Origin of the sequence: Hahella sp. CCB-MM4 (assembly GCF_002260525.1) — a bacterium.
In the GTDB taxonomy this organism is placed as follows: Bacteria; Pseudomonadota; Gammaproteobacteria; order Pseudomonadales; family Oleiphilaceae; genus Hahella.
On record NZ_MRYI01000024.1, the window covers coordinates 55,082 to 72,168 of the forward strand.

At 47.3% G+C, this 17,087-nt stretch carries 21 protein-coding genes; 9 read left to right on the forward strand and 12 right to left on the reverse strand.

All coding sequences use genetic code 11. The features are described 5' to 3' along the window. Positions 1-138: 138 nt before the first annotated feature. From cyoE to BTA51_RS26705, 6 genes are all read right to left on the reverse strand, one after another. Complete coding sequence (gene cyoE / locus BTA51_RS26680) at positions 139-1,026, reverse strand: heme o synthase (RefSeq protein WP_094712155.1); 888 nt, start codon at positions 1,024-1,026, stop codon at positions 139-141. Positions 1,027-1,037: 11 nt separating this feature from the next. Then, positions 1,038-1,388 carry a cytochrome o ubiquinol oxidase subunit IV gene (gene cyoD / locus BTA51_RS26685; RefSeq protein ID WP_094712135.1) on the reverse strand — a complete coding sequence of 117 codons (351 nt, stop codon included), beginning with the start codon at positions 1,386-1,388 and terminating at the stop codon, positions 1,038-1,040. Next, positions 1,385-2,026 carry a cytochrome o ubiquinol oxidase subunit III gene (cyoC, locus tag BTA51_RS26690; protein ID WP_094712136.1) on the reverse strand — a complete coding sequence of 214 codons (642 nt, stop codon included), beginning with the start codon at positions 2,024-2,026 and terminating at the stop codon, positions 1,385-1,387. Before cyoC ends, cyoD begins: the two co-directional genes overlap by 4 nt. Continuing rightward, positions 2,023-4,008 (reverse strand): cytochrome o ubiquinol oxidase subunit I, encoded by a 1,986-nt coding sequence (cyoB, locus tag BTA51_RS26695; RefSeq protein WP_094712137.1) that lies wholly within the window; start codon positions 4,006-4,008, stop codon positions 2,023-2,025. The genes cyoC and cyoB overlap by 4 nt, the downstream gene beginning before the upstream one ends. 8 nt (positions 4,009-4,016) lie before the next feature. After that, positions 4,017-5,006, reverse strand: coding sequence for a ubiquinol oxidase subunit II (gene cyoA / locus BTA51_RS26700; protein ID WP_246841208.1), 990 nt, complete (start codon positions 5,004-5,006; stop codon positions 4,017-4,019). Positions 5,007-5,226: 220 nt separating this feature from the next. Further along, positions 5,227-5,622, reverse strand: coding sequence for a hypothetical protein (locus BTA51_RS26705; protein WP_094712139.1), 396 nt, complete (start codon positions 5,620-5,622; stop codon positions 5,227-5,229). A 312-nt stretch (positions 5,623-5,934) separates the two neighbouring features. On the opposite strand from BTA51_RS26705, the gene BTA51_RS26710 reads away from it, so the two are divergent. Further along, positions 5,935-6,753, forward strand: coding sequence for a hypothetical protein (locus BTA51_RS26710; protein WP_141215688.1), 819 nt, complete (start codon positions 5,935-5,937; stop codon positions 6,751-6,753). A 49-nt stretch (positions 6,754-6,802) separates the two neighbouring features. Beyond that, positions 6,803-7,195: a GFA family protein gene (locus tag BTA51_RS26715; protein ID WP_094712141.1), complete on the forward strand. Its 393-nt coding sequence runs from the start codon at positions 6,803-6,805 to the stop codon at positions 7,193-7,195. Positions 7,196-7,208: 13 nt separating this feature from the next. Here the strand turns inward: BTA51_RS26715 and BTA51_RS26720 are convergent, their stop codons facing one another. Together BTA51_RS26720 and BTA51_RS26725 are read right to left on the reverse strand one after the other, a co-directional pair. Continuing rightward, positions 7,209-7,922, reverse strand: a complete 714-nt coding sequence (locus BTA51_RS26720) for a tRNA1(Val) (adenine(37)-N6)-methyltransferase (protein ID WP_094712142.1) — start codon at positions 7,920-7,922, stop codon at positions 7,209-7,211. Between the two features lie 95 nt (positions 7,923-8,017). Beyond that, positions 8,018-8,509: a DinB family protein gene (locus BTA51_RS26725; RefSeq protein WP_094712156.1), complete on the reverse strand. Its 492-nt coding sequence runs from the start codon at positions 8,507-8,509 to the stop codon at positions 8,018-8,020. A gap of 331 nt (positions 8,510-8,840) precedes the next feature. On the opposite strand from BTA51_RS26725, the gene BTA51_RS26730 reads away from it, so the two are divergent. After that, positions 8,841-9,176, forward strand: coding sequence for a GFA family protein (locus BTA51_RS26730; protein ID WP_246841209.1), 336 nt, complete (start codon positions 8,841-8,843; stop codon positions 9,174-9,176). 30 nt (positions 9,177-9,206) lie between these two features. Here the strand turns inward: BTA51_RS26730 and BTA51_RS26735 are convergent, their stop codons facing one another. After that, entirely contained in the window at positions 9,207-9,587 is a 381-nt protein-coding gene (locus BTA51_RS26735; protein ID WP_094712144.1) for a helix-turn-helix domain-containing protein, read from the reverse strand. 134 nt (positions 9,588-9,721) lie between these two features. On the opposite strand from BTA51_RS26735, the gene BTA51_RS26740 reads away from it, so the two are divergent. After that, positions 9,722-10,699: an alpha/beta fold hydrolase gene (locus tag BTA51_RS26740; protein WP_094712145.1), complete on the forward strand. Its 978-nt coding sequence runs from the start codon at positions 9,722-9,724 to the stop codon at positions 10,697-10,699. A 357-nt stretch (positions 10,700-11,056) separates the two neighbouring features. On the opposite strand, the gene BTA51_RS26745 is transcribed toward BTA51_RS26740, so the two are convergent. The 3 genes from BTA51_RS26745 to BTA51_RS26755 form a co-directional block, all read right to left on the reverse strand. After that, positions 11,057-11,707 carry a DUF2182 domain-containing protein gene (locus tag BTA51_RS26745; protein ID WP_168188310.1) on the reverse strand — a complete coding sequence of 217 codons (651 nt, stop codon included), beginning with the start codon at positions 11,705-11,707 and terminating at the stop codon, positions 11,057-11,059. A gap of 98 nt (positions 11,708-11,805) precedes the next feature. Then, a complete protein-coding gene (locus BTA51_RS26750; protein WP_094712147.1) occupies positions 11,806-12,408 on the reverse strand; it encodes a DUF1326 domain-containing protein in 603 nt (200 codons plus the stop codon). A gap of 317 nt (positions 12,409-12,725) precedes the next feature. Then, on the reverse strand, positions 12,726-13,154 hold the full coding sequence (locus BTA51_RS26755) for a hypothetical protein (RefSeq protein ID WP_094712148.1): 429 nt from the start codon (positions 13,152-13,154) through the stop codon (positions 12,726-12,728). A 196-nt stretch (positions 13,155-13,350) separates the two neighbouring features. Here BTA51_RS26755 and BTA51_RS26760 point away from each other — a divergent pair, with 196 nt between their 5' ends. From BTA51_RS26760 to BTA51_RS26780, 5 genes are all read left to right on the forward strand, one after another. Continuing rightward, positions 13,351-13,923, forward strand: a complete 573-nt coding sequence (locus tag BTA51_RS26760; protein WP_094712149.1) for a YdeI family protein — start codon at positions 13,351-13,353, stop codon at positions 13,921-13,923. Positions 13,924-13,946: 23 nt separating this feature from the next. Beyond that, on the forward strand, positions 13,947-14,339 hold the full coding sequence (locus BTA51_RS26765; protein WP_094712150.1) for a hypothetical protein: 393 nt from the start codon (positions 13,947-13,949) through the stop codon (positions 14,337-14,339). Positions 14,340-14,596: 257 nt separating this feature from the next. After that, positions 14,597-15,118 carry an alpha-ketoglutarate-dependent dioxygenase AlkB gene (locus tag BTA51_RS26770; RefSeq protein WP_094712151.1) on the forward strand — a complete coding sequence of 174 codons (522 nt, stop codon included), beginning with the start codon at positions 14,597-14,599 and terminating at the stop codon, positions 15,116-15,118. 30 nt (positions 15,119-15,148) lie between these two features. Next, positions 15,149-15,529 carry a hypothetical protein gene (locus BTA51_RS26775; RefSeq protein ID WP_094712152.1) on the forward strand — a complete coding sequence of 127 codons (381 nt, stop codon included), beginning with the start codon at positions 15,149-15,151 and terminating at the stop codon, positions 15,527-15,529. Positions 15,530-15,758: 229 nt separating this feature from the next. Further along, the gene (locus BTA51_RS26780) at positions 15,759-16,994 is read left to right on the forward strand and encodes a hypothetical protein (RefSeq protein ID WP_094712153.1); all 1,236 of its coding nucleotides are present in this window, start codon (positions 15,759-15,761) and stop codon (positions 16,992-16,994) included. Positions 16,995-17,087 lie beyond the last annotated feature (93 nt).

Genomic DNA, 17,087 nt, shown 5'->3' on the forward strand with positions numbered 1-17,087 from the left:
AATAAGAAGATCGGTACCCCAGCATTAAAGTCATAAATTGTTAAATAGGATGTAAATACAAAAAAAGCCCCGCTATTAGGGGCGGGGCATAGAAACGCAGGTCTGCCGGTTAGATGTCACCGGTATTGCCAGAAGGAGTCACAAACTGACGACCAGTAACTCCGGCGGAGCTGCGCTGAAATCAAGTGCCATCGCTATGCTGAGCAGGGTGATGGTCACAATAGAAAAGGCAAACACCTGTCGGGCCCATCCTGAAATATCTATTCCCTGACGATATCCCCTCAGCGCCATGGCCAGCCACCAAAGGCTGGTAGCGCACGCCACCACCATAAAGGCCGCACCGGTGTAACCACTCAAGGGCAGTAGAATGGTGACAAGGCTAAATACGGCGATGTACAGGACGATATGTCGTTTGGCTTTGGTGATTCCCTTGGCCACCGGCAATACTGGGATATTGGCGGATTCATAGTCATGGAAGCGGAAGATCGCAATCGCATAAGAATGGGGCATCTGCCAGAGACAGAACATTACCAGGAGAATGAGAGCGCCGGCATCGCATTGCCCGGTGACGGCACAGTAGCCGACTACCGGAGGAACGGCACCGGACAGAGCGCCAACCATGGTGCCGTACACAGAGCGGCGTTTCATGTACAAGCTATAGAGCCCGACATAAACTCCATAGCCCAGAGCGGCAAAGGCAACACTGACGGCATTGGTGTATACCGTCAGCAAAGCAAACCCCATAGCTCCCAGAAGCAAGCCGTGGCACATAGCCGCGAGTGGGGACATTTCTCCGGTTACCGTTACCCGGTTACGGGTACGCTGCATTCTGGCGTCGATATCTCGATCTATGCAGTTATTGATTGCGCAACCGGATGCGACCACCAGGGACAGCCCGATCACTGTAGCCATGAATAGCGGCCAATCAATCTCGCCACGGGCAGCTAAAAAGAAGCCCCCCGCAACGGAGATTAAGTTGCCGGCAATGATGCCTGGCTTAGTAACCTTGAGATAACGTCTGATCATGAGGATCAAGCTCACATGGACATCATCATGTTGTTGGCACTGTAGATAATCCACACTGACAGTCCCACGACCATAACAATGATCAATGCAGTGAACAGAAAGGCAAAGGTGTTAGCCCTTCCTGACTTCGAAAAGTTAAGGTGCAGAAAATACTTGAGATGCACCACCACCTGGACGATCGCCATCAACACGATTAACGGAATCGTGGTGGATTTTGCCAGATGCCCGCTCATGACGGCCCAGAAGGGGATAATGGTAAGAGCAACAGAAAGAGCAAATCCCACAAGATAGGATTTTACACTGCCATGATCCACTTCATGTGAATGAGACGAATGTGGAGAAGGTGAGGAATGCGCATTCATGAGGCCACCCCCATCAGATATACAACGGTAAATACACAGACCCAGACAATATCCAGGAAGTGCCAGAACAGGCTCAGGCAATTCAGACGAGTGACCGTTTGCTGCCCTAAGCCTCGTTTCAGGACCTCCAGCATCATGACAACCATCCAGATCAAACCTGCGGTTACGTGAAGACCGTGCATGCCCACCAGGGCAAAGAATGAAGACAGGAAGGCGCTGCGGTTGGGACCGTTACCTTCCAAAATCAAATGATGGAATTCGTTGATTTCCATACCGATGAAGATGGCTCCAAGGGCAAAGGTCACCAGCAACCAGGACATGGTAGCCGGGCGATTTTGCCGATAGGCGGATATCATTGCAAAGCCATAAGTGATACTACTGAACAGCAGTGCAGCGGTTTCCACTCCGACGTATTTCAGGTCGAAAATATCTTTACCGGAAACACCTCCTGCGGTGTTCATATAGAGCACTGCGTAGGTGGCAAAAACCGAAGCGAACAACAAGCAGTCGGTCATCAGGTAGATCCAGAAGCCGAAAATGGTGTTCTCACCGGTATCATGGTGATGTTCGTGCTCCTGGCCTTCCACCTGGCGGTGGGCTTCGTCGGCCAAAAACTCGGCTCTAGTCAAGGTACTCATGCGGTGGCCTCCTCAACCTTGTTTATGTGCTGGGATTCAACCTGTGCAATTTCATCAGGCTGAACGTAGTAGTCCACATCGTTGTCGTAGGCGCGCTGGATCAGAAAAGCAACAGACCCTACAAGCCCTGCCAAAGCCAACCACCCAATGTGCCAAACGGCAGCAAAGCCGAATGCAGTGATCGCAGCGGCGATCAACACACCGGCAGCGGTATTCCTGGGCATGTGAATCGGCTCGTAGCGATGGGGCCTGCTGTAGGCGATTCCCTTTTCCTTCATATCGGTAAATGCATCGATATCATGCACGTCCGGCAACTCGGCAAAGTTGTAGAACTGAGGGGGAGACGCTGTAGACCATTCCAAGGTATGTCCGTTCCAGGGATCACCAGTAAGATCACGGTTTTGTTCCCGGTCACGGAAAGCCAGATACAGCTGAATGAACTGCAACACGATGCCGATCATGATGATAAAAGCGCCGATGCAGGCAATATACAGCCAGATATTCCAGTCAGGGTTATTGGTATGATTGAGGCGGCGGGTCATGCCCAGGAAGCCCAAGACATATAGAGGCATGAACGCAACATAGAAGCCAATCTGCCAGCACCAGAACGCGGCTTTGCCAAGACGCTCATTAAGATGGAAGCCCATGGCTTTGGGGAACCAATAGGCGAATCCGGCCAGATAGCCGAAGACGGCACCGCCGATAATGGTGTTGTGGAAGTGAGCAATCAAAAACAGGCTGTTATGCAGCACATAGTCCGCTCCCGGTACTGCCAACAGAACGCCTGTCATGCCACCGATAGTGAACGTTACCATGAAGCCGAGGGTCCAGAGCACGGGGACAGCCAGACGCAGACGTCCCCGGTACATGGTAAACAGCCAGTTAAACAACTTCACTCCAGTGGGCACGGCAATGATCATGGTCATGACACCGAAGAAGGCATTGACGTTGGCACTGGCGCCCATGGTGAAAAAGTGGTGCAACCAGACGATGAAGCCAAGAATGGATATTGCTCCGCTGGCCCATACCATTGAGTTGTAGCCGAACAATCGCTTGCCGGTAAAGGTCGAGATGACTTCTGAGAAGATGCCAAATGCCGGAAGAATCAGAATATAAACTTCTGGATGTCCCCAGGCCCAGAACAGGTTGATATACATCATGGCGTTACCGCCGGCTTCGTTGGTAAAGAAGTGGAAGTCGAGGTAACGATCCAGGGTTAACAGGCCCAACACAGCCGTCAGAATGGGGAAAGAGGCAACGATCAGAATATTGGCCCAGGTGCAGGTCCAAGTGAAGATTGGCATCTGCATCAGCTTCATTCCCGGGGCACGCATCTTAAAGACAGTAACCAGGAAGTTGACCCCGGTAAGCAGCGTTCCTATCCCCGATATCTGCAAGGCCCATATGTAATAGTCCACGCCGACGCCGGGACTGAACGAAGTCTCTGAAAGGGGTGGATAAGCCAGCCAGCCGGTCTTCGCAAATTCACCCAGACCCAATGACAGGTTGATCAGGATAGCGCCACCTGCGGCCAACCAGAAACTCAGGTTGTTCAGAAATGGAAAGGCCACGTCCCGTGCGCCGATTTGTAGGGGCAGCGCGATGTTCATCAACCCGATCATAAACGGCATGGCCATGAACATGATCATGATCACACCATGGGCGGTGAAGATCTGGTCATAGTGTTCCGGAGGCAGATAACCCTCAGCGCCGCTGGTGGCCATTGCCAGCTGAGTCCGCATCATGATGGCGTCTGAGAAACCTCGGATCAGCATGATCATGGCCAGAATAATGTACATCACCCCCAAGCGTTTATGATCGACGGATGTAATCCAGTCGCGCCAGAGGACGCCCCATTTTTTGAATTTGGTGATGGCAAGTGCAACAGCGACACCAGCAATACCCACAATGGCCAGCGTGACCATGATAATGGGTTCATGATAGGGAATTGCATCGAGTGTCAATTTACCAAGTAATGACATAGTAACTCCTAAGCCCCCTCTACATCTGTGACAGCAGGTTGGGCAGCTGAGTGTTCACTGGAGGTTGCTTCTGTATTGGACATTTCAGGCATATCGGAATGATCAGACATATCGGAAAGCTCAGATTCGCCGGACGAATGAGGCGAGTGCGTATTCCAGTCGTTATAGTTCTGCATGTATTTATTGATGATCTGGTGGAAAAGACCGTCGCTCACAGAACCGAAATACTCCACAGGATGGTTTTCACTCGGCTGTGCCAGCTGTCCATAACGGACATCATCAAGCATGGGGCTGTCTTGCTTAATCGACGCCACCCATTGGTCAAAACCTTTGTTGTCAGTTGCCCTGGTCTCAAACTTCATTCCGGTAAACCCGGCACCGCTATAGTTGGCTGAAAAACCTTCATAGGTTCCAGGCTCGTTGGCAATCAGGTGGAGCTTGGTCTGCATGCCCGCCATGGAATATATCTGGCTGCCCAGTTGCGGAATGAAAAAGGAGTTCATCGTGGATTCGGAGGTGATCTTGAACTGCACCGGGACATCGGTCGGGATTACCAATTCGTTCACCGATGCAATGCCCTGTTCAGGATAGATGAACAGCCATTTCCAGTTGAGTGAAACGACTTCGACCGTCAGAGCATCACTCTTCTCTGCCAGTGGTTTGTAGGGATCCAGCGCATGGGTGGAGCGCCAGGTAATGACTCCCAGTATCAGGATGATGGTGATTGGTACCAACCAGACGATTGTCTCGATCTTGCTGGAATGAGCCCATTTAGGCGCATAGACTTCATTTCTTCCCTCGCGGTATTTCCACGCGAAGTAGAGGGTCATGACGATGACGGGAATCACCACCAGTAACATTAACAGGGTCGAGATAATGATCAGGTACTTCTCGTCGACACCCACTTGGCCCTTGGGGTCGAGTACACCGCCTTGACACCCTGCCAGTGCGAACACAGCAGACGTCAGTGCAGCGCTTTTCAGGCTACGAACTAACACGAGGACATATCCTCTCAGCACAAAGTTTGACGACAACTGCCTATCGGACAAAACAGGCAGCATGAAACACGCAAAGAGGACGCGCAGTGATCAAAGTTTCAAGAGAACTCGGAAGTCACATGTCCGAACAGGAATGAAGTTTAAGGCGAAAAAACCTTATACCGGCAAAACCTGGTCAGATGCGGTAACTATGCGTGAGGTCTGGAGTAGACCGGCAGATTCAGCCGGCGAGGGGAGGTGCACGACTGCCGTGGATCGTACGTGGCGCGGAGCACAACGCAGGAGTCGGTGGCAGCAAATTGCGCAGCAGCCTGAGGAAGGCAGCACGCAAAGTCTTTACAAAAGCGAGTAATAACAGGAAGTGCCGGAATACGATAAAGTTCGATACCAGCAGCCACGCAAGGCACGTACTTACGCCAAGTTCCAGAGCGAAGCTGCTCTCGGGTGCGGGCAGAAATTCAGCAACATCAAAGAATAGTCCAAACAGTACCAGCAAGCCGACCAAGCTGAATACAAGGCAAAACAGTGCTGCATAGGCAACCGTCGCCCGCTGCTGCAACCAGGGAGCAGTCGAGGTGGTTTTGTACAATGATGCAATAGGACTGTTCGCTTCCAAACTACTCTTCCTGCGAATAACGACGTATGGATTGCGTGACAAAAAAGAGGTGGTCAAGGCCATGCGGGCATTGACTGGGCGCGAAGACTACCAAAGATTGATCAATTACACAAAGTCTTATTTCCATCGCTGTGATCCGTCATGAGGGCCAAAAGCGCTTGCAGGTTTCAGGGATATTCTGTCGCTTATGGAGGTGTCATCGGCGGATGACTACTTGATATGACGTTCAGACTTACGATCCAAATAAGCCTAAACTCAATCAGAACATTTGATATCGATGAATCAAGCTTGATCACCTTGGGGAACAGTTCAATGGAAAACTATCCATTTATATTTATGGGGCACGGTGTGGGAAATTTGTCGGATGACTTTGAAGCCCACATTCTTTTTACCAAGAAACCCTCTGCTCAGGCAATGGCGGCAATACAGAAGCAGCTGCAGGGGTACGGTGAAATTAATTGGGGGGCTAACCGAGCATCATTTCTGTTGTCTGATCGGGAGCTTAAGGGGGCTCTTAAGTGTGATCCCACCTATACAGACAATCCTGAAATGGTGAATGACCCGAAGATCTATGAGACCTTTGGACTGACCCAGGATAAATTGAAGGAGACTCAGCAACGCCTGACCCATTTTTATTACGACTTCCAACATACTCTGCAGGACATTCACAAAGACCAACCAGTCTCCCTGTGTGTCACAAAGCAAGGGCCCAAGGTCAAGCTCACTCCATGGCATGACTGGAGTGAACAGCAGTTGCATCGGGCATTTGATATGCTTCTGAAGTACTTTGATCGGGAAGATGTGGTCAGTAAAAGGTTCAAGGAATATTCAGAAGGCTCTTATTACGATTCCAACGCGATTATCCTCTGTACATTGCTGGGCACGGTTGTCAGAAAGATCTCAGATGTAAAGAAACTCTCGGCAGAGGACATTGAAAAGCTTGTAGAAGTCATTAAATCAGCCGTCGGCTACTCAGACTGTGCCGATAACTTTTTGCTCGGCGCAGCGTTATATCTCAATGGTACGGAGATGGATGAAATCGTCAAAGATTATCCTGAAGAGGCGATGGCCGCACTGGAAGAGATCAATGAAGAGTTTCCACTGGATGAGGCGTTTGAAGATCTGATCTGACCTGAGCTGCTATAAAATGCCTTAACCATAGGTTTGAAGGATGGGCAACATGGAAAAATATACCGGAGGTTGCCTTTGTGGCAACGTACGTATTGTAGCCTCAGGGGCTCCTTATCGGGTTGGACTTTGCCACTGCCTTGATTGTCGCAAACATCATGGAGCCCTTTTTCACGCTTCAGCCATTTTCCCTCAGGAAGCCGTGAGCATTACGGGAGAAACCCAGGACTACGCTGGAAGATTTTTCTGCCCCCGCTGTGGCTCGTCTGTTTTTTCCCGAACAGGCGACGAGATTGAAATCAACCTGGGGTCTCTGGATAGTCCTGATCAATTGACGCCAACATACGAACTTTGGACTGTGCGCCGAGAGTCCTGGTTGCCTTTGTTCCCAGGGATGAAGCGTTACGAACACGATCGCGATGACGCCAGTCGAAATGAAAATTAGGCCCGCAGAACATCTAGTCCGGCATCTTCAAATAGAAGGCTTTGGTCAGGGAGACGAATTCAGGCGAATACTCCCCGGTAGAGGAATGAATCGTCAATGTACTATGGACGCAGCTTTGGACTCGTTTTTCCAGGCATAACAACGCTCTGATGATGTCTTTTTCCGGGCCGGTCCGGACATCACACCGCTTGGCGGGAAGCCAGCCGATTTTTTCTCCCTCGACCAATAATTGCTCAGCACTTGCAACAGGCAGTATGCAATAAAACCCAGCACTTGGAGCTGCGAGGTCATCCACAGCCTGCATCAGTTCGGCAAAACTCAGGGTGTCGTTGTGGCGAGCAAGGTTACGCGCCGTGCCAGAGGCTTTGAGGCTATTGGAAAAGTAGGGTGGATTACTCAGTATTTGCTGGAATCCCTTCTTTTCCCGCCAGGTGCGGATATCCCCCCGGATCACCGTTACTGAATCGGGCCACGGACTGGCGGCGACATTTTCCACGGCCTGTGCCGCAGCTTCCGCATCCAGTTCAAGGGCTGTAATGGGCAATTGACCCTGGGTGCGCTGAGCCGTCATCAATGCTATGAGACCCGTCCCAGTGCCAATGTCCAAGATGGCTCCCGCCATAGGCGCAGATGCCCAGGCCCCAAGGAGGATGCCATCGGTGCTGACCTTCATCGCGCAACGTTCATGCTGGATCGAAAAAGATTTAAAGTGAAAAGGACGACTCATGCCAAGTATTGTATGCCGATAGCTCGTAGGGTTTAAATGCTAAAAAATAATTTGGAGGTCCGTGTCCCTCTAGGCGAAGCCTCTGTCTCACAACGTTAGCCTCGTGAGGCAATCTTTCCTAATAACCACTGTAACCCCGACAAATGCTGTTGATCGTGACTACAGAGATAATGAACTAACCCAGCGACTGTGAGCTTTCCATATCCCTCAAAATATCCCACTCTTTTAAGCTGTGTCTCTGTCAGGGTTTGAATAAGTTGTAAGGTTTGCTGGCGCGCAGAACGAATCTCTTCAAATACTAGTTTTGGGTTCGCCTGGGCGTAGTTCTTCAGTTGAACCAAGCCATACCCGTCAAGAGAATCCAACGTTGGTTGTGACTCATTCAGCATGCGCCGAAATCGGATATGGTAGCCATCGATTTCCACGTCCCGAATATGGCAGATCTGTTCAATAGCATTAAGTGATTCACTTGGAATACCTTCCCAGGAGTCAGGTGACCAATTCCATGTGCTCATTGGAAATGCGTTAAAGAATTGCTCCAACTGATCCGGAAAAGCTTCGAGGGCTTTTATTGTCGTTAAATTCAAGTCCATTCTCCGTGTATGGCTGTCTCTGTGGGCAGCTAACTCCTTAATATCTGCGCATACTGGTGCGCAGCAAAAGCAATCTTATTACACCTGATTTGTGTTCGAGGCAAGCCTGTTTCTACTGAGCGGGTTCGGGGAAGGGGGGTAATTTGGATGGATTGTTTGGGAGTCGTGGCTTTATGGATCGAAAAGATTTATAACTGTACATAAGTACAGTATTGCGGTAATCTGCCGAAGTAATTTTCACAACCTTTTCAAAGGAGTTGCTATGATCAAGGGAAGTTGCTGCTGCGGAACTGTTCAGTTCGAAATAACCGAAATGCCAAGCATGATGGGTACATGCCACTGCAGTCGATGCCGTAAAGTGGGCGCAAGCACCCTAGTGTTTGTAAAGTCCGAAACTTTCCGAATTACTTCGGGCCGCGATCAAATCTCTACCTTTAAAGCAGAGCCTCCCTATAGTTATGACCGGTGTTTCTGTTCAAAATGTGGGTCCGCGTTAGGCGAGGTCTTGTCGGAAGGCACTTCGTTTCCCGTCGTGGCTAACTGCATAGACAGTGATATTGAAATCGAAAACCAGTTTCACGAATTTGTGTCAGAAAAGCCAAGCTGGCTCAAGATTGGAGATACCGCAAAGCAATTTGAAAAGCACCCTATAGAGTCATAGGGAAGGTTCGCAAGGGGGCTAACAGGGCATCTATACATTTTGATCGTAATTGTGGCGTGCTGCTCTAATCTCGTCATGGTGATCATTCGCCCATGATACGAGCCCCCAAACAGACTTGGCTAAACCCTTCCCAAGCTCGGTTAATTCATATTCCACTTTAACCGGAACCTGCGGGTAAACAGTACGTTCCACAAACCCGTCCCGCTCTAACTCCCGTAATGTTTGCGTTAGCATCCGCTGGGAAATTCCCTCGATTCTTGATTTCAGGGAATTGAACCGGTCAGGCCCATCCACCAGGCAGAAAATGATCAGTATCGACCACTTATCGCCTATCTGTGCAACGACATTTCGAATTGGGCAGTCTTCGCTTTGTATGTAGATCTTTTTACCCGTTTCTTTATTGGTCGCCATATTTCCTCGCTGTTGCAGGTTATCAAAAGGTAACTAAGGCAGAATATTCTGCCTAATTGTGGGGTAACATTCAATGATGTATCTTAGTATATATTAGTAACCTTAACTATAAATGCTAAATTAAAGGTGCCCCAATGACTCACTCCCTGCTCAATATGGCTCTGAAAGAATATGCCTCAAACAAAGTTGAATCGGACATTGATCAGTTCTCTCCCCAGTACGTAAAGGTTGGAAAGTTCGACATAAGATATGTACGTCACGAGAAAGCGAACGCCCCAACATTGGTTTTGCTGAATGGGTTGCCTCAAAGCATCAGAATGTGGGAAAGCGCGTGGAGTGTACTTTGTCAAAATTTCAACCTGCTGGCATTCGACATCCCTGGGTTTGGTTTGACCAAAGCCGATGAAAGCGACATGTCGCCCAGAAAATTAAGCCAGGTAGTCATCCAGGTCTTTAATCATTTTGGCATTTCAAAAGCCCATCTTGTAGGACCGGATGTTGGAGCGCCGATTGCACTTGCGACCGCAATCAATTATCCAAACCGCCTGGAGAGCATTAACATCTTTGACGGGCCGGGTAGCTATCCGCCCAAAATGTCGCCCATTCTAAACGCTGTCATCAAACTTCGTGTTGTCCGGTGGTTGGCAAAAGGGCTAAACAAAAAGTCCGTCATGGAAACGAACTTCAAAACGGCAGTGAAAGAAGGCTACCACCACTATCGGCCTACCAAAAGAGCCATCAAAGAATACTATGACATTGCTTTCGATGAACAATCCCACAGATGTGCCATTTCATTCTTTGGCACCTATTCAAAAGATCTTCCCTGGATCGAAGAACGATTGAAAGAAATTCGCATTCCGACACTAATTACCTGGGGCAAGCTCGATCCGTTCGTACTTGTGGACAATGCAGACTATCTATCCAAACGGATTCCGTTAAGCAAAGTCGTTGTCTTCGAGAATGCGTCCCACTTTTCATCTGAAGATGCTGGAGCGGCATACCAGGATGCCATCATCAACTGGTGTCAGCGTGAATATAAGCAAGTCTATTTAGATATCAAAGGCAGTGAGCCTGCCCATAAGACTCCAATAGGACACGGAGTTTTGTCGTAAAGTGCAAAACAATTGAAATCGGCGGACAAAATATAAAAAGGACATCGATTTATCATCGTGTCCTTTTTTCAAATATCCGTCAATTGTGGCTTCTGTCTGAGGACGAATTCGTCCCTACAAAAAAAATTTGGGGAAGGGCGCTTGTAGTCAGATTCGTGCAAATAATGGCGGGTTTGATAATGTGTACTAATTCAGACTTTATCTGACAGCACTTGTACGACCATATCTAAGCCAGGATTGTCCGCTATCGACCCAAAGCTGCCATTCGAGCAATGTCCTAGGGGGGCTTCAGCTGTGGCCATGTTGTGAAGATGGTGATGGCACAAAGCGTACATTCCTCGTCATCGGAGTAGAGGGTTAGGTTTGAGCTACCAGAAATGCTAAACCCCATAGAATGAGCCCGACCCCTCCTAACTTAGCCAAAACCGGACCTTGTGGGATTAGCTTTTCCGCCGCGACAAAAAGGGTTAATAGGCCTATCCCGACAAGGTTCATCACGCCAAAAACGAATAAAAGCACCATTAGTGCCCAGCAACAGCCCACACAGATGACACCATGATGCATTCCCATGACGAATGCCCCACCTGAACCGGAACGCCACTCAGTCGTCAAAAAACCAATTGGCGCTCTGCATCTTCCCAAACACCGATCCTTGAGGCTCGTCCACTGAGTTACGCCGACCAGTATCAGAATGATCGCAATAGCTGAATCATTTGTCATAACCAGCATATGGGAGATTTGTCCCAACCATTGCAGCCACCATTGCAAGCTTGCTGCGGCGAAACTAAACAGACTCCACACCAGAAGATAAGCAGCGATAAAGTAAAGATTATCTTGCTCGGTTCCATTCCTGGCGGAAATTTTGTTGTGGACCAGGATCATCGGTATGGCTGAGGGAAGCATCATTGCTCCCATCATAACGGCCCACATGAGCCAGACGAAAAATGCTTCTTCGAATGTCCAAACCGACTGCATTGGCATCATGAGCCGGACCCAAGGTTGATCCATGTTGGCGTGCGACCATAGCAAAAACCCCCAGGAAGCCAGTAAGATCAGGAGCAGTGCAACTGCACTCCGCTGGTGTAGTGAAACGGAACTGAGAATATTCAAGACCAGTAGGCGAACACGGTAGAAAAGCCACAGCGTTCTTGATAGGCCCATTGGAAAGGGGCATCCGATAGCGACAGGCTAGAAACCGATTCTCTGCCCGGATGTTCGTGACCCGGAATACCGCAGGATACGGTGCCGTCGAAATCTACAACGCTATCAACATGCACCTCGGCGATATCTCCGATTTTTATGGTCTCTGTTCCTTCTGAGTGATCAAGCTCAATACGCGCCTTGTTGACACCCAATACCTTGGATATGTTGCTGGTAAACAGAATATTACCTTGTGCTTTACCCTGGAAAATATCGCTCAGAGCCTGCATCTGGGAGTCATCTGCTCGCTCGTCGATATAGATAAATACACTCCAAGGGCTTCCTTCTACATCATCGTGATACGAACCGGCCATGCAGACAGCCAAGCCAGAGAGATCGGTGTCGCCAGACTGGCCTTTGTTAATCGCCCACGACAGGATGAAGTCACAGTTCCCGTAGCTCGACAAACCTCCTGGAACATCATTTTGCCTACGGCATGGACAGATAGCGTCACAATTACATGCTTCGTAGTAACTGCCTTCGATACGGTATTTGATTTCAGAAGACATTTAGACCCCCATGTTTATCGGTACCCCCGCTGAGTTGATCACCTCTCAAGGACCGCTTAACACGAAAGTGTAGCAGAAGGATTTCATGCGTGTTGGCGTTCTTACTCTAGAGAATAAATAGCGACTCGGTTTTAGTGACCTTATCCCCGTTTTAGTACCGTTCTATGATAGAAAATTCTGGCTCAGTTAGTGAACATTTTGGAACTAAGTTGTAACAGTTAACTTGGTTTAAGCGGTTGTGACGGGGGCATCGACTTATCATCGCGTCCTTTTTCAAAAGACAGTCATTGCCGCTTCTGTCTAAGGCAGATTCGTCCCTACAAAACAAAATTGGGGGAAGGGCGCTTGTAGTTAGATTCGTGCACATAATGGCGGGTCTGATAATGGGAGATATGTTTAAAGTAGGGCGTCAGGTCGTGCTCAAGACCCCAGGCTGTTGCCAGATCATCTCGATATTCATCGGGCTTAACTTGTGGTGGTGTTGATGGTTTTAGTTTGGCGGAAAACTGCTGTAGCTTTTCATACTCTTCGGCACAAAGGACATTAAAACGAGATAGAAACTTAACCACGTAGCCCACAACAAGCTGGCTCATGCTGTCCAGCCTCTTCGCCCAGACTTCATCTGGTACGAAACCCTCGTGCCAAACTGCAAGAGCAACCATCACCAAGTCATCCACAGGCGTATCTACCAATCCACTATTTGCGACTCGTTCCAGGGCGTTATGTACTTCTTCGCGATTTAGCATAGTCCAATCTATTCCGTGTGACTCTTGAAGTAATTAATGTGTATATGTGTACGTACGTTTTTGTGAATGTAGTGATTCGAATTCCCGGGATTTTTACACTGGAATCAGTGGAATGGAGAAGGTATCTTCGAAGCCTTGAAATTGAAAAGCGTGCGTACGCGATATTCTAATGTTATGCCGAAGAGAATCTAATCTGATGCCTGAGCCAGATCCAATGAGAGTAATGACATTTAAAGAACCGAAAGATCTCGGCCAGTGGCTCAAGATGAATCATGCCTCTGAAAGTGAACTTTGGGTAAAGATATACAAGATAAATACTGGGATCCAGAGCGTAACTTGGAATGATGTTGTGATAGAAGCTCTCTGCTGGGGTTGGATCGACGGTATTAAGAAATCAATCGATAACCAGGCCTACCTGCAGCGCATTACTCCCAGAAAAACAGGAAGCAATTGGTCTAAAAGGAACACAGAACATGCGGAACGTTTGATGAGCGAGGGGCGAATGATGGAGTCTGGATTAGTACATATCCGGGCAGCAAAAGCGGACGGACGCTGGGGAGAAGCTTATGTCGTTAGTGAAATGGAAGTGCCTGCGGATTTCCTGGCTGCACTGGAAAACAAACCAGATGTGAAAGAGTTTTTTGAAACTCTCAATAAATCGAGTCGTTATACTATTGCATACGGATTGATGAGCGCAAAGAAACCCGAAACCAGATTAAGGCGGTTTGAAAAATTCATGAACATGCTTGTTAACGAAGAAAAGCCTTAGCAAGAGGCTAACGTTACGAGATTATGAATCATAAAGAAGATTTAGAATTAATTAGTGAGTTGATCGGGCATACATGCGAGCGAACGCTCGCATGTAATAGCATTAAATTGCGTTTTGGCTGCGAAGTTGACCCACGAGGAACCTCATATATATGGATTGATGCACCATGGGAACTGCAGACTGAAACCGAATTAGTAACTGAGTCACTTGATTATCCTGCTGAAGATGAGGAGTTTAAAAATTGGAGTAATAAGTTAAACCCTTTAAATAAAACGGTTCTTGTTTCTGTAATCTTCACTAAAGGAAAAGACCTTCAACTTGAATTCGAGGGTGGGTACTATCTTTATGTTCCATATTCTCCTAATGAGCCAGATGACGATGATTGGTATGAACATTGGTATGCAAGAAAAAAATAGTTAACAAGTTGGTGCTGCAGACAAACTGCAAAGCAGGGCGTTATGTACTTCTGTTTGATCTAGCATTAGCCAAGTTGTTCGATTCGATTGTTGATGTAATTTAGATGGCCTCTGATATCGTTGTTCTGACGGTAACTGTGTGAAAGAATTCATGATGGCTGGGTAGAAGTCTACATCTAAGCGTAGCTGCTTCCTACACGGTTTACACGAAGTATTGCGATAACAACTGAACCCAGAAGAACTGCGAAGACTAGACCATGATAGAGCCAGATATTTTGATTAAAGAAAATTTCGTTCACGATGCGGATTCGTTGTTTGACTATATCAAGAATACTGTTGATTGGGATGAAAGGATGAAGTCTCGAAAGACCGCTAGCTTTGGAGTCTCCTATAATTATTCAGGTATTACCTATCCAGAGTCAGAAATGGTGCCGGAGCTAGAAGATATTCGTAAAAAGATCAGATCAGAGATTGGCTTTCTGCCTAATAATTGCTTAATCAACTACTATCTCGATGGTAATTCTACAATGGGGTACCACTCGGATTCTGCGGAGGAGCTACTACCAGAAACTGGAGTGGTAATTATATCCCTAGGAGCGGAAAGAGAAATTTCGTATCGAAGTAAAACGGATAAAGATACTAAATTTGGCTACATTTTAAAAAACGGTGCGCTGCTATACATGAGTAAGCAAGTACAAGATCACTGGTTACATGCAATACCTATGGCATCGAATTGTGGCGAACGAATAAGTCTAACTTTTAGGTGCATAGTAAAGTAAAAACATATTGTAAAGTGAGTTCAGATCAATATGGCTCTACCAAAGACTAAGTCTCGTAGAATAATAGTAGATGAGATGGTCTACCGGTACGCAATTTCCGTTTCCAAGAGAGGGGATGCATCGTTCGATTTAAATATTACAGTGCAGAATGAAAAAGATAACGCAGGAAAGCTTTTTCTAAAGGGATTGGTTACCAGAGATTTCTGGCTGGATTTTTCTGATTTAGTAGGCGAGGGAATAGATCGTAGTAATTATCCAACGATTACTCCAATGCATGTTCAGTATTTTATACGTAGAGCTTTGGACGAAGGGTGGGATAGGGCTAAGCCGGGCAATTTTGTTTTGGCCGTCAGCAACGAGGACTTAGAAAGATCCAACCAAACGATGCAAAAGGCTAAATCCCAACGTTGAGTGTTGTAAATTTAGCGAGAGCTATAGGGTAGTATTAAAGGTATCTAATTTCTTTTTAAATGAACCTGGTGAGTCTCTTTAACATACACATAAGAACCAGCCGGAAATCCGCATCTTAGCATTGATCACTCCTACGCGGTTTACACATGAATTTTGCAATAAGAAAGTTGGCCCAAAGCTGGGTCATAAGTAGTAGCTTCTATCTAATTCAATAAATTCAGGATAATCAATGAGACTGACTTATTTCTTTCAAACCAAGCAAGATGCGGAAGCGTTTTTCCTTAAAGCTGTACAGCTGTATACAGGAGATGTTGAAGGAATCGAAATTGACGGTGAAGAATTTAGCATCATACCGAGTGAGTTAAGTGAGCTTTGTGTGATGTGTTCATGGACCAGTGATGAAGATGGGATATACGTATTCCTTGATTTTGATGGTGATTCGATGAAGATCGCCGATCAAATAAAGGGACTCATAGATAAAATCGTCGCGCCTGCAAATGTCTCTTATTGCAACTGGCAGGTGGGTAAACGATTAGGTGTTATTGTTGACGACAAAGAGTCCGACCTACTTAAACTATCCTGGCCAGAAGTATGGGAACCTTTACCTGAGCTGAGTGATGACTATAAGTACTCTTATCATATCTATGCACTTTTACCGTCAAGCTCCAAAGAGTATATGGGGAAATGTCTTTCATCACAGCAACAGGTAAAGCTCCTAAAACACTGGCTTGATTTCGGCGGGCTTCAGATTAACGACCTCGATATGTACTCTTGGAGTGATGGAGGTGATGGCAACTACACACCCGGCTCTCTCGAAAATATCGTAACGGCCATCTATGGAAATGGAATGGAGCAGTGTGGGTATATTCGAATAGCGAATTCCTGGGGCAACGAAACAGATAAAGAGTTGTACATAAAGCGCCTAATATTGGACCTTTTGGTGCAAGATGTCGAAATCAGTGATATCGGTGATATCGGGTACGTGGGAGCTGGGAATGGTTTAAAGATAGTGAGCGATGGCGGAGTTGATCTTCAAGTAAACCTGAATAGGAAGCTGTTGGAAAAAGAGCAAGCAGCGTTTGTCGAGCGTTATATGGGGAGTGATATTTATAAATTTGTCGATGCCGCTTTCGTACACTTATTTGGAGTACCTCCTGTATTATTGGTCGTTCATGAGGTGCACGATGAAACTACTTCTTTTGAAGATGCCGACGAATTAGAGGGTTATGTCATGACGCTGACAAATGCTCTTAAGGATGGCAACTATAAAATATCTGCGGTAAAGGCAAACAAAGAGCTTGAGAAAATAGGAGTGCTTAAGGAGATGAAAGTGCGAGGCGTGAAGTCGCCAAAGAAAGCATTTTCAGACGAGAATTCACCATTCGGAGTAAATATCCCGAAGTCACATCGTAAGAACGACATTGAAGCTAGGGAGACTCTGAATAACTCCCCAAATCAGTCATAATACGGCCAAGCTAACTCATCAGGAATACTTTCCATGGAACAGATGACCTTCTCCGAAGCCGAATACCAGAATAAGAAGCGTAAAACCCGTCGG

Coding starts and splice junctions, on each gene's coding strand:
- cyoE (WP_094712155.1), bottom strand. CDS start 1,026: ATGATCAGACGTTATCTCAAGGTTACTAAGCCAGGCATCATTGCCGGC.
- cyoD (WP_094712135.1), bottom strand. CDS start 1,388: ATGAATGCGCATTCCTCACCTTCTCCACATTCGTCTCATTCACATGAA.
- cyoC (WP_094712136.1), bottom strand. CDS start 2,026: ATGAGTACCTTGACTAGAGCCGAGTTTTTGGCCGACGAAGCCCACCGC.
- cyoB (WP_094712137.1), bottom strand. CDS start 4,008: ATGTCATTACTTGGTAAATTGACACTCGATGCAATTCCCTATCATGAA.
- BTA51_RS26710 (WP_141215688.1), top strand. CDS start 5,935: ATGGAAAACTATCCATTTATATTTATGGGGCACGGTGTGGGAAATTTG.
- BTA51_RS26715 (WP_094712141.1), top strand. CDS start 6,803: ATGGAAAAATATACCGGAGGTTGCCTTTGTGGCAACGTACGTATTGTA.
- BTA51_RS26720 (WP_094712142.1), bottom strand. CDS start 7,922: ATGAGTCGTCCTTTTCACTTTAAATCTTTTTCGATCCAGCATGAACGT.
- BTA51_RS26730 (WP_246841209.1), top strand. CDS start 8,841: ATGGGTACATGCCACTGCAGTCGATGCCGTAAAGTGGGCGCAAGCACC.
- BTA51_RS26735 (WP_094712144.1), bottom strand. CDS start 9,587: ATGGCGACCAATAAAGAAACGGGTAAAAAGATCTACATACAAAGCGAA.
- BTA51_RS26740 (WP_094712145.1), top strand. CDS start 9,722: ATGACTCACTCCCTGCTCAATATGGCTCTGAAAGAATATGCCTCAAAC.
- BTA51_RS26745 (WP_168188310.1), bottom strand. CDS start 11,707: ATGGATCAACCTTGGGTCCGGCTCATGATGCCAATGCAGTCGGTTTGG.
- BTA51_RS26750 (WP_094712147.1), bottom strand. CDS start 12,408: ATGTCTTCTGAAATCAAATACCGTATCGAAGGCAGTTACTACGAAGCA.
- BTA51_RS26755 (WP_094712148.1), bottom strand. CDS start 13,154: ATGCTAAATCGCGAAGAAGTACATAACGCCCTGGAACGAGTCGCAAAT.
- BTA51_RS26760 (WP_094712149.1), top strand. CDS start 13,351: ATGCCTGAGCCAGATCCAATGAGAGTAATGACATTTAAAGAACCGAAA.
- BTA51_RS26765 (WP_094712150.1), top strand. CDS start 13,947: ATGAATCATAAAGAAGATTTAGAATTAATTAGTGAGTTGATCGGGCAT.
- BTA51_RS26770 (WP_094712151.1), top strand. CDS start 14,597: ATGATAGAGCCAGATATTTTGATTAAAGAAAATTTCGTTCACGATGCG.
- BTA51_RS26775 (WP_094712152.1), top strand. CDS start 15,149: ATGGCTCTACCAAAGACTAAGTCTCGTAGAATAATAGTAGATGAGATG.
- BTA51_RS26780 (WP_094712153.1), top strand. CDS start 15,759: ATGAGACTGACTTATTTCTTTCAAACCAAGCAAGATGCGGAAGCGTTT.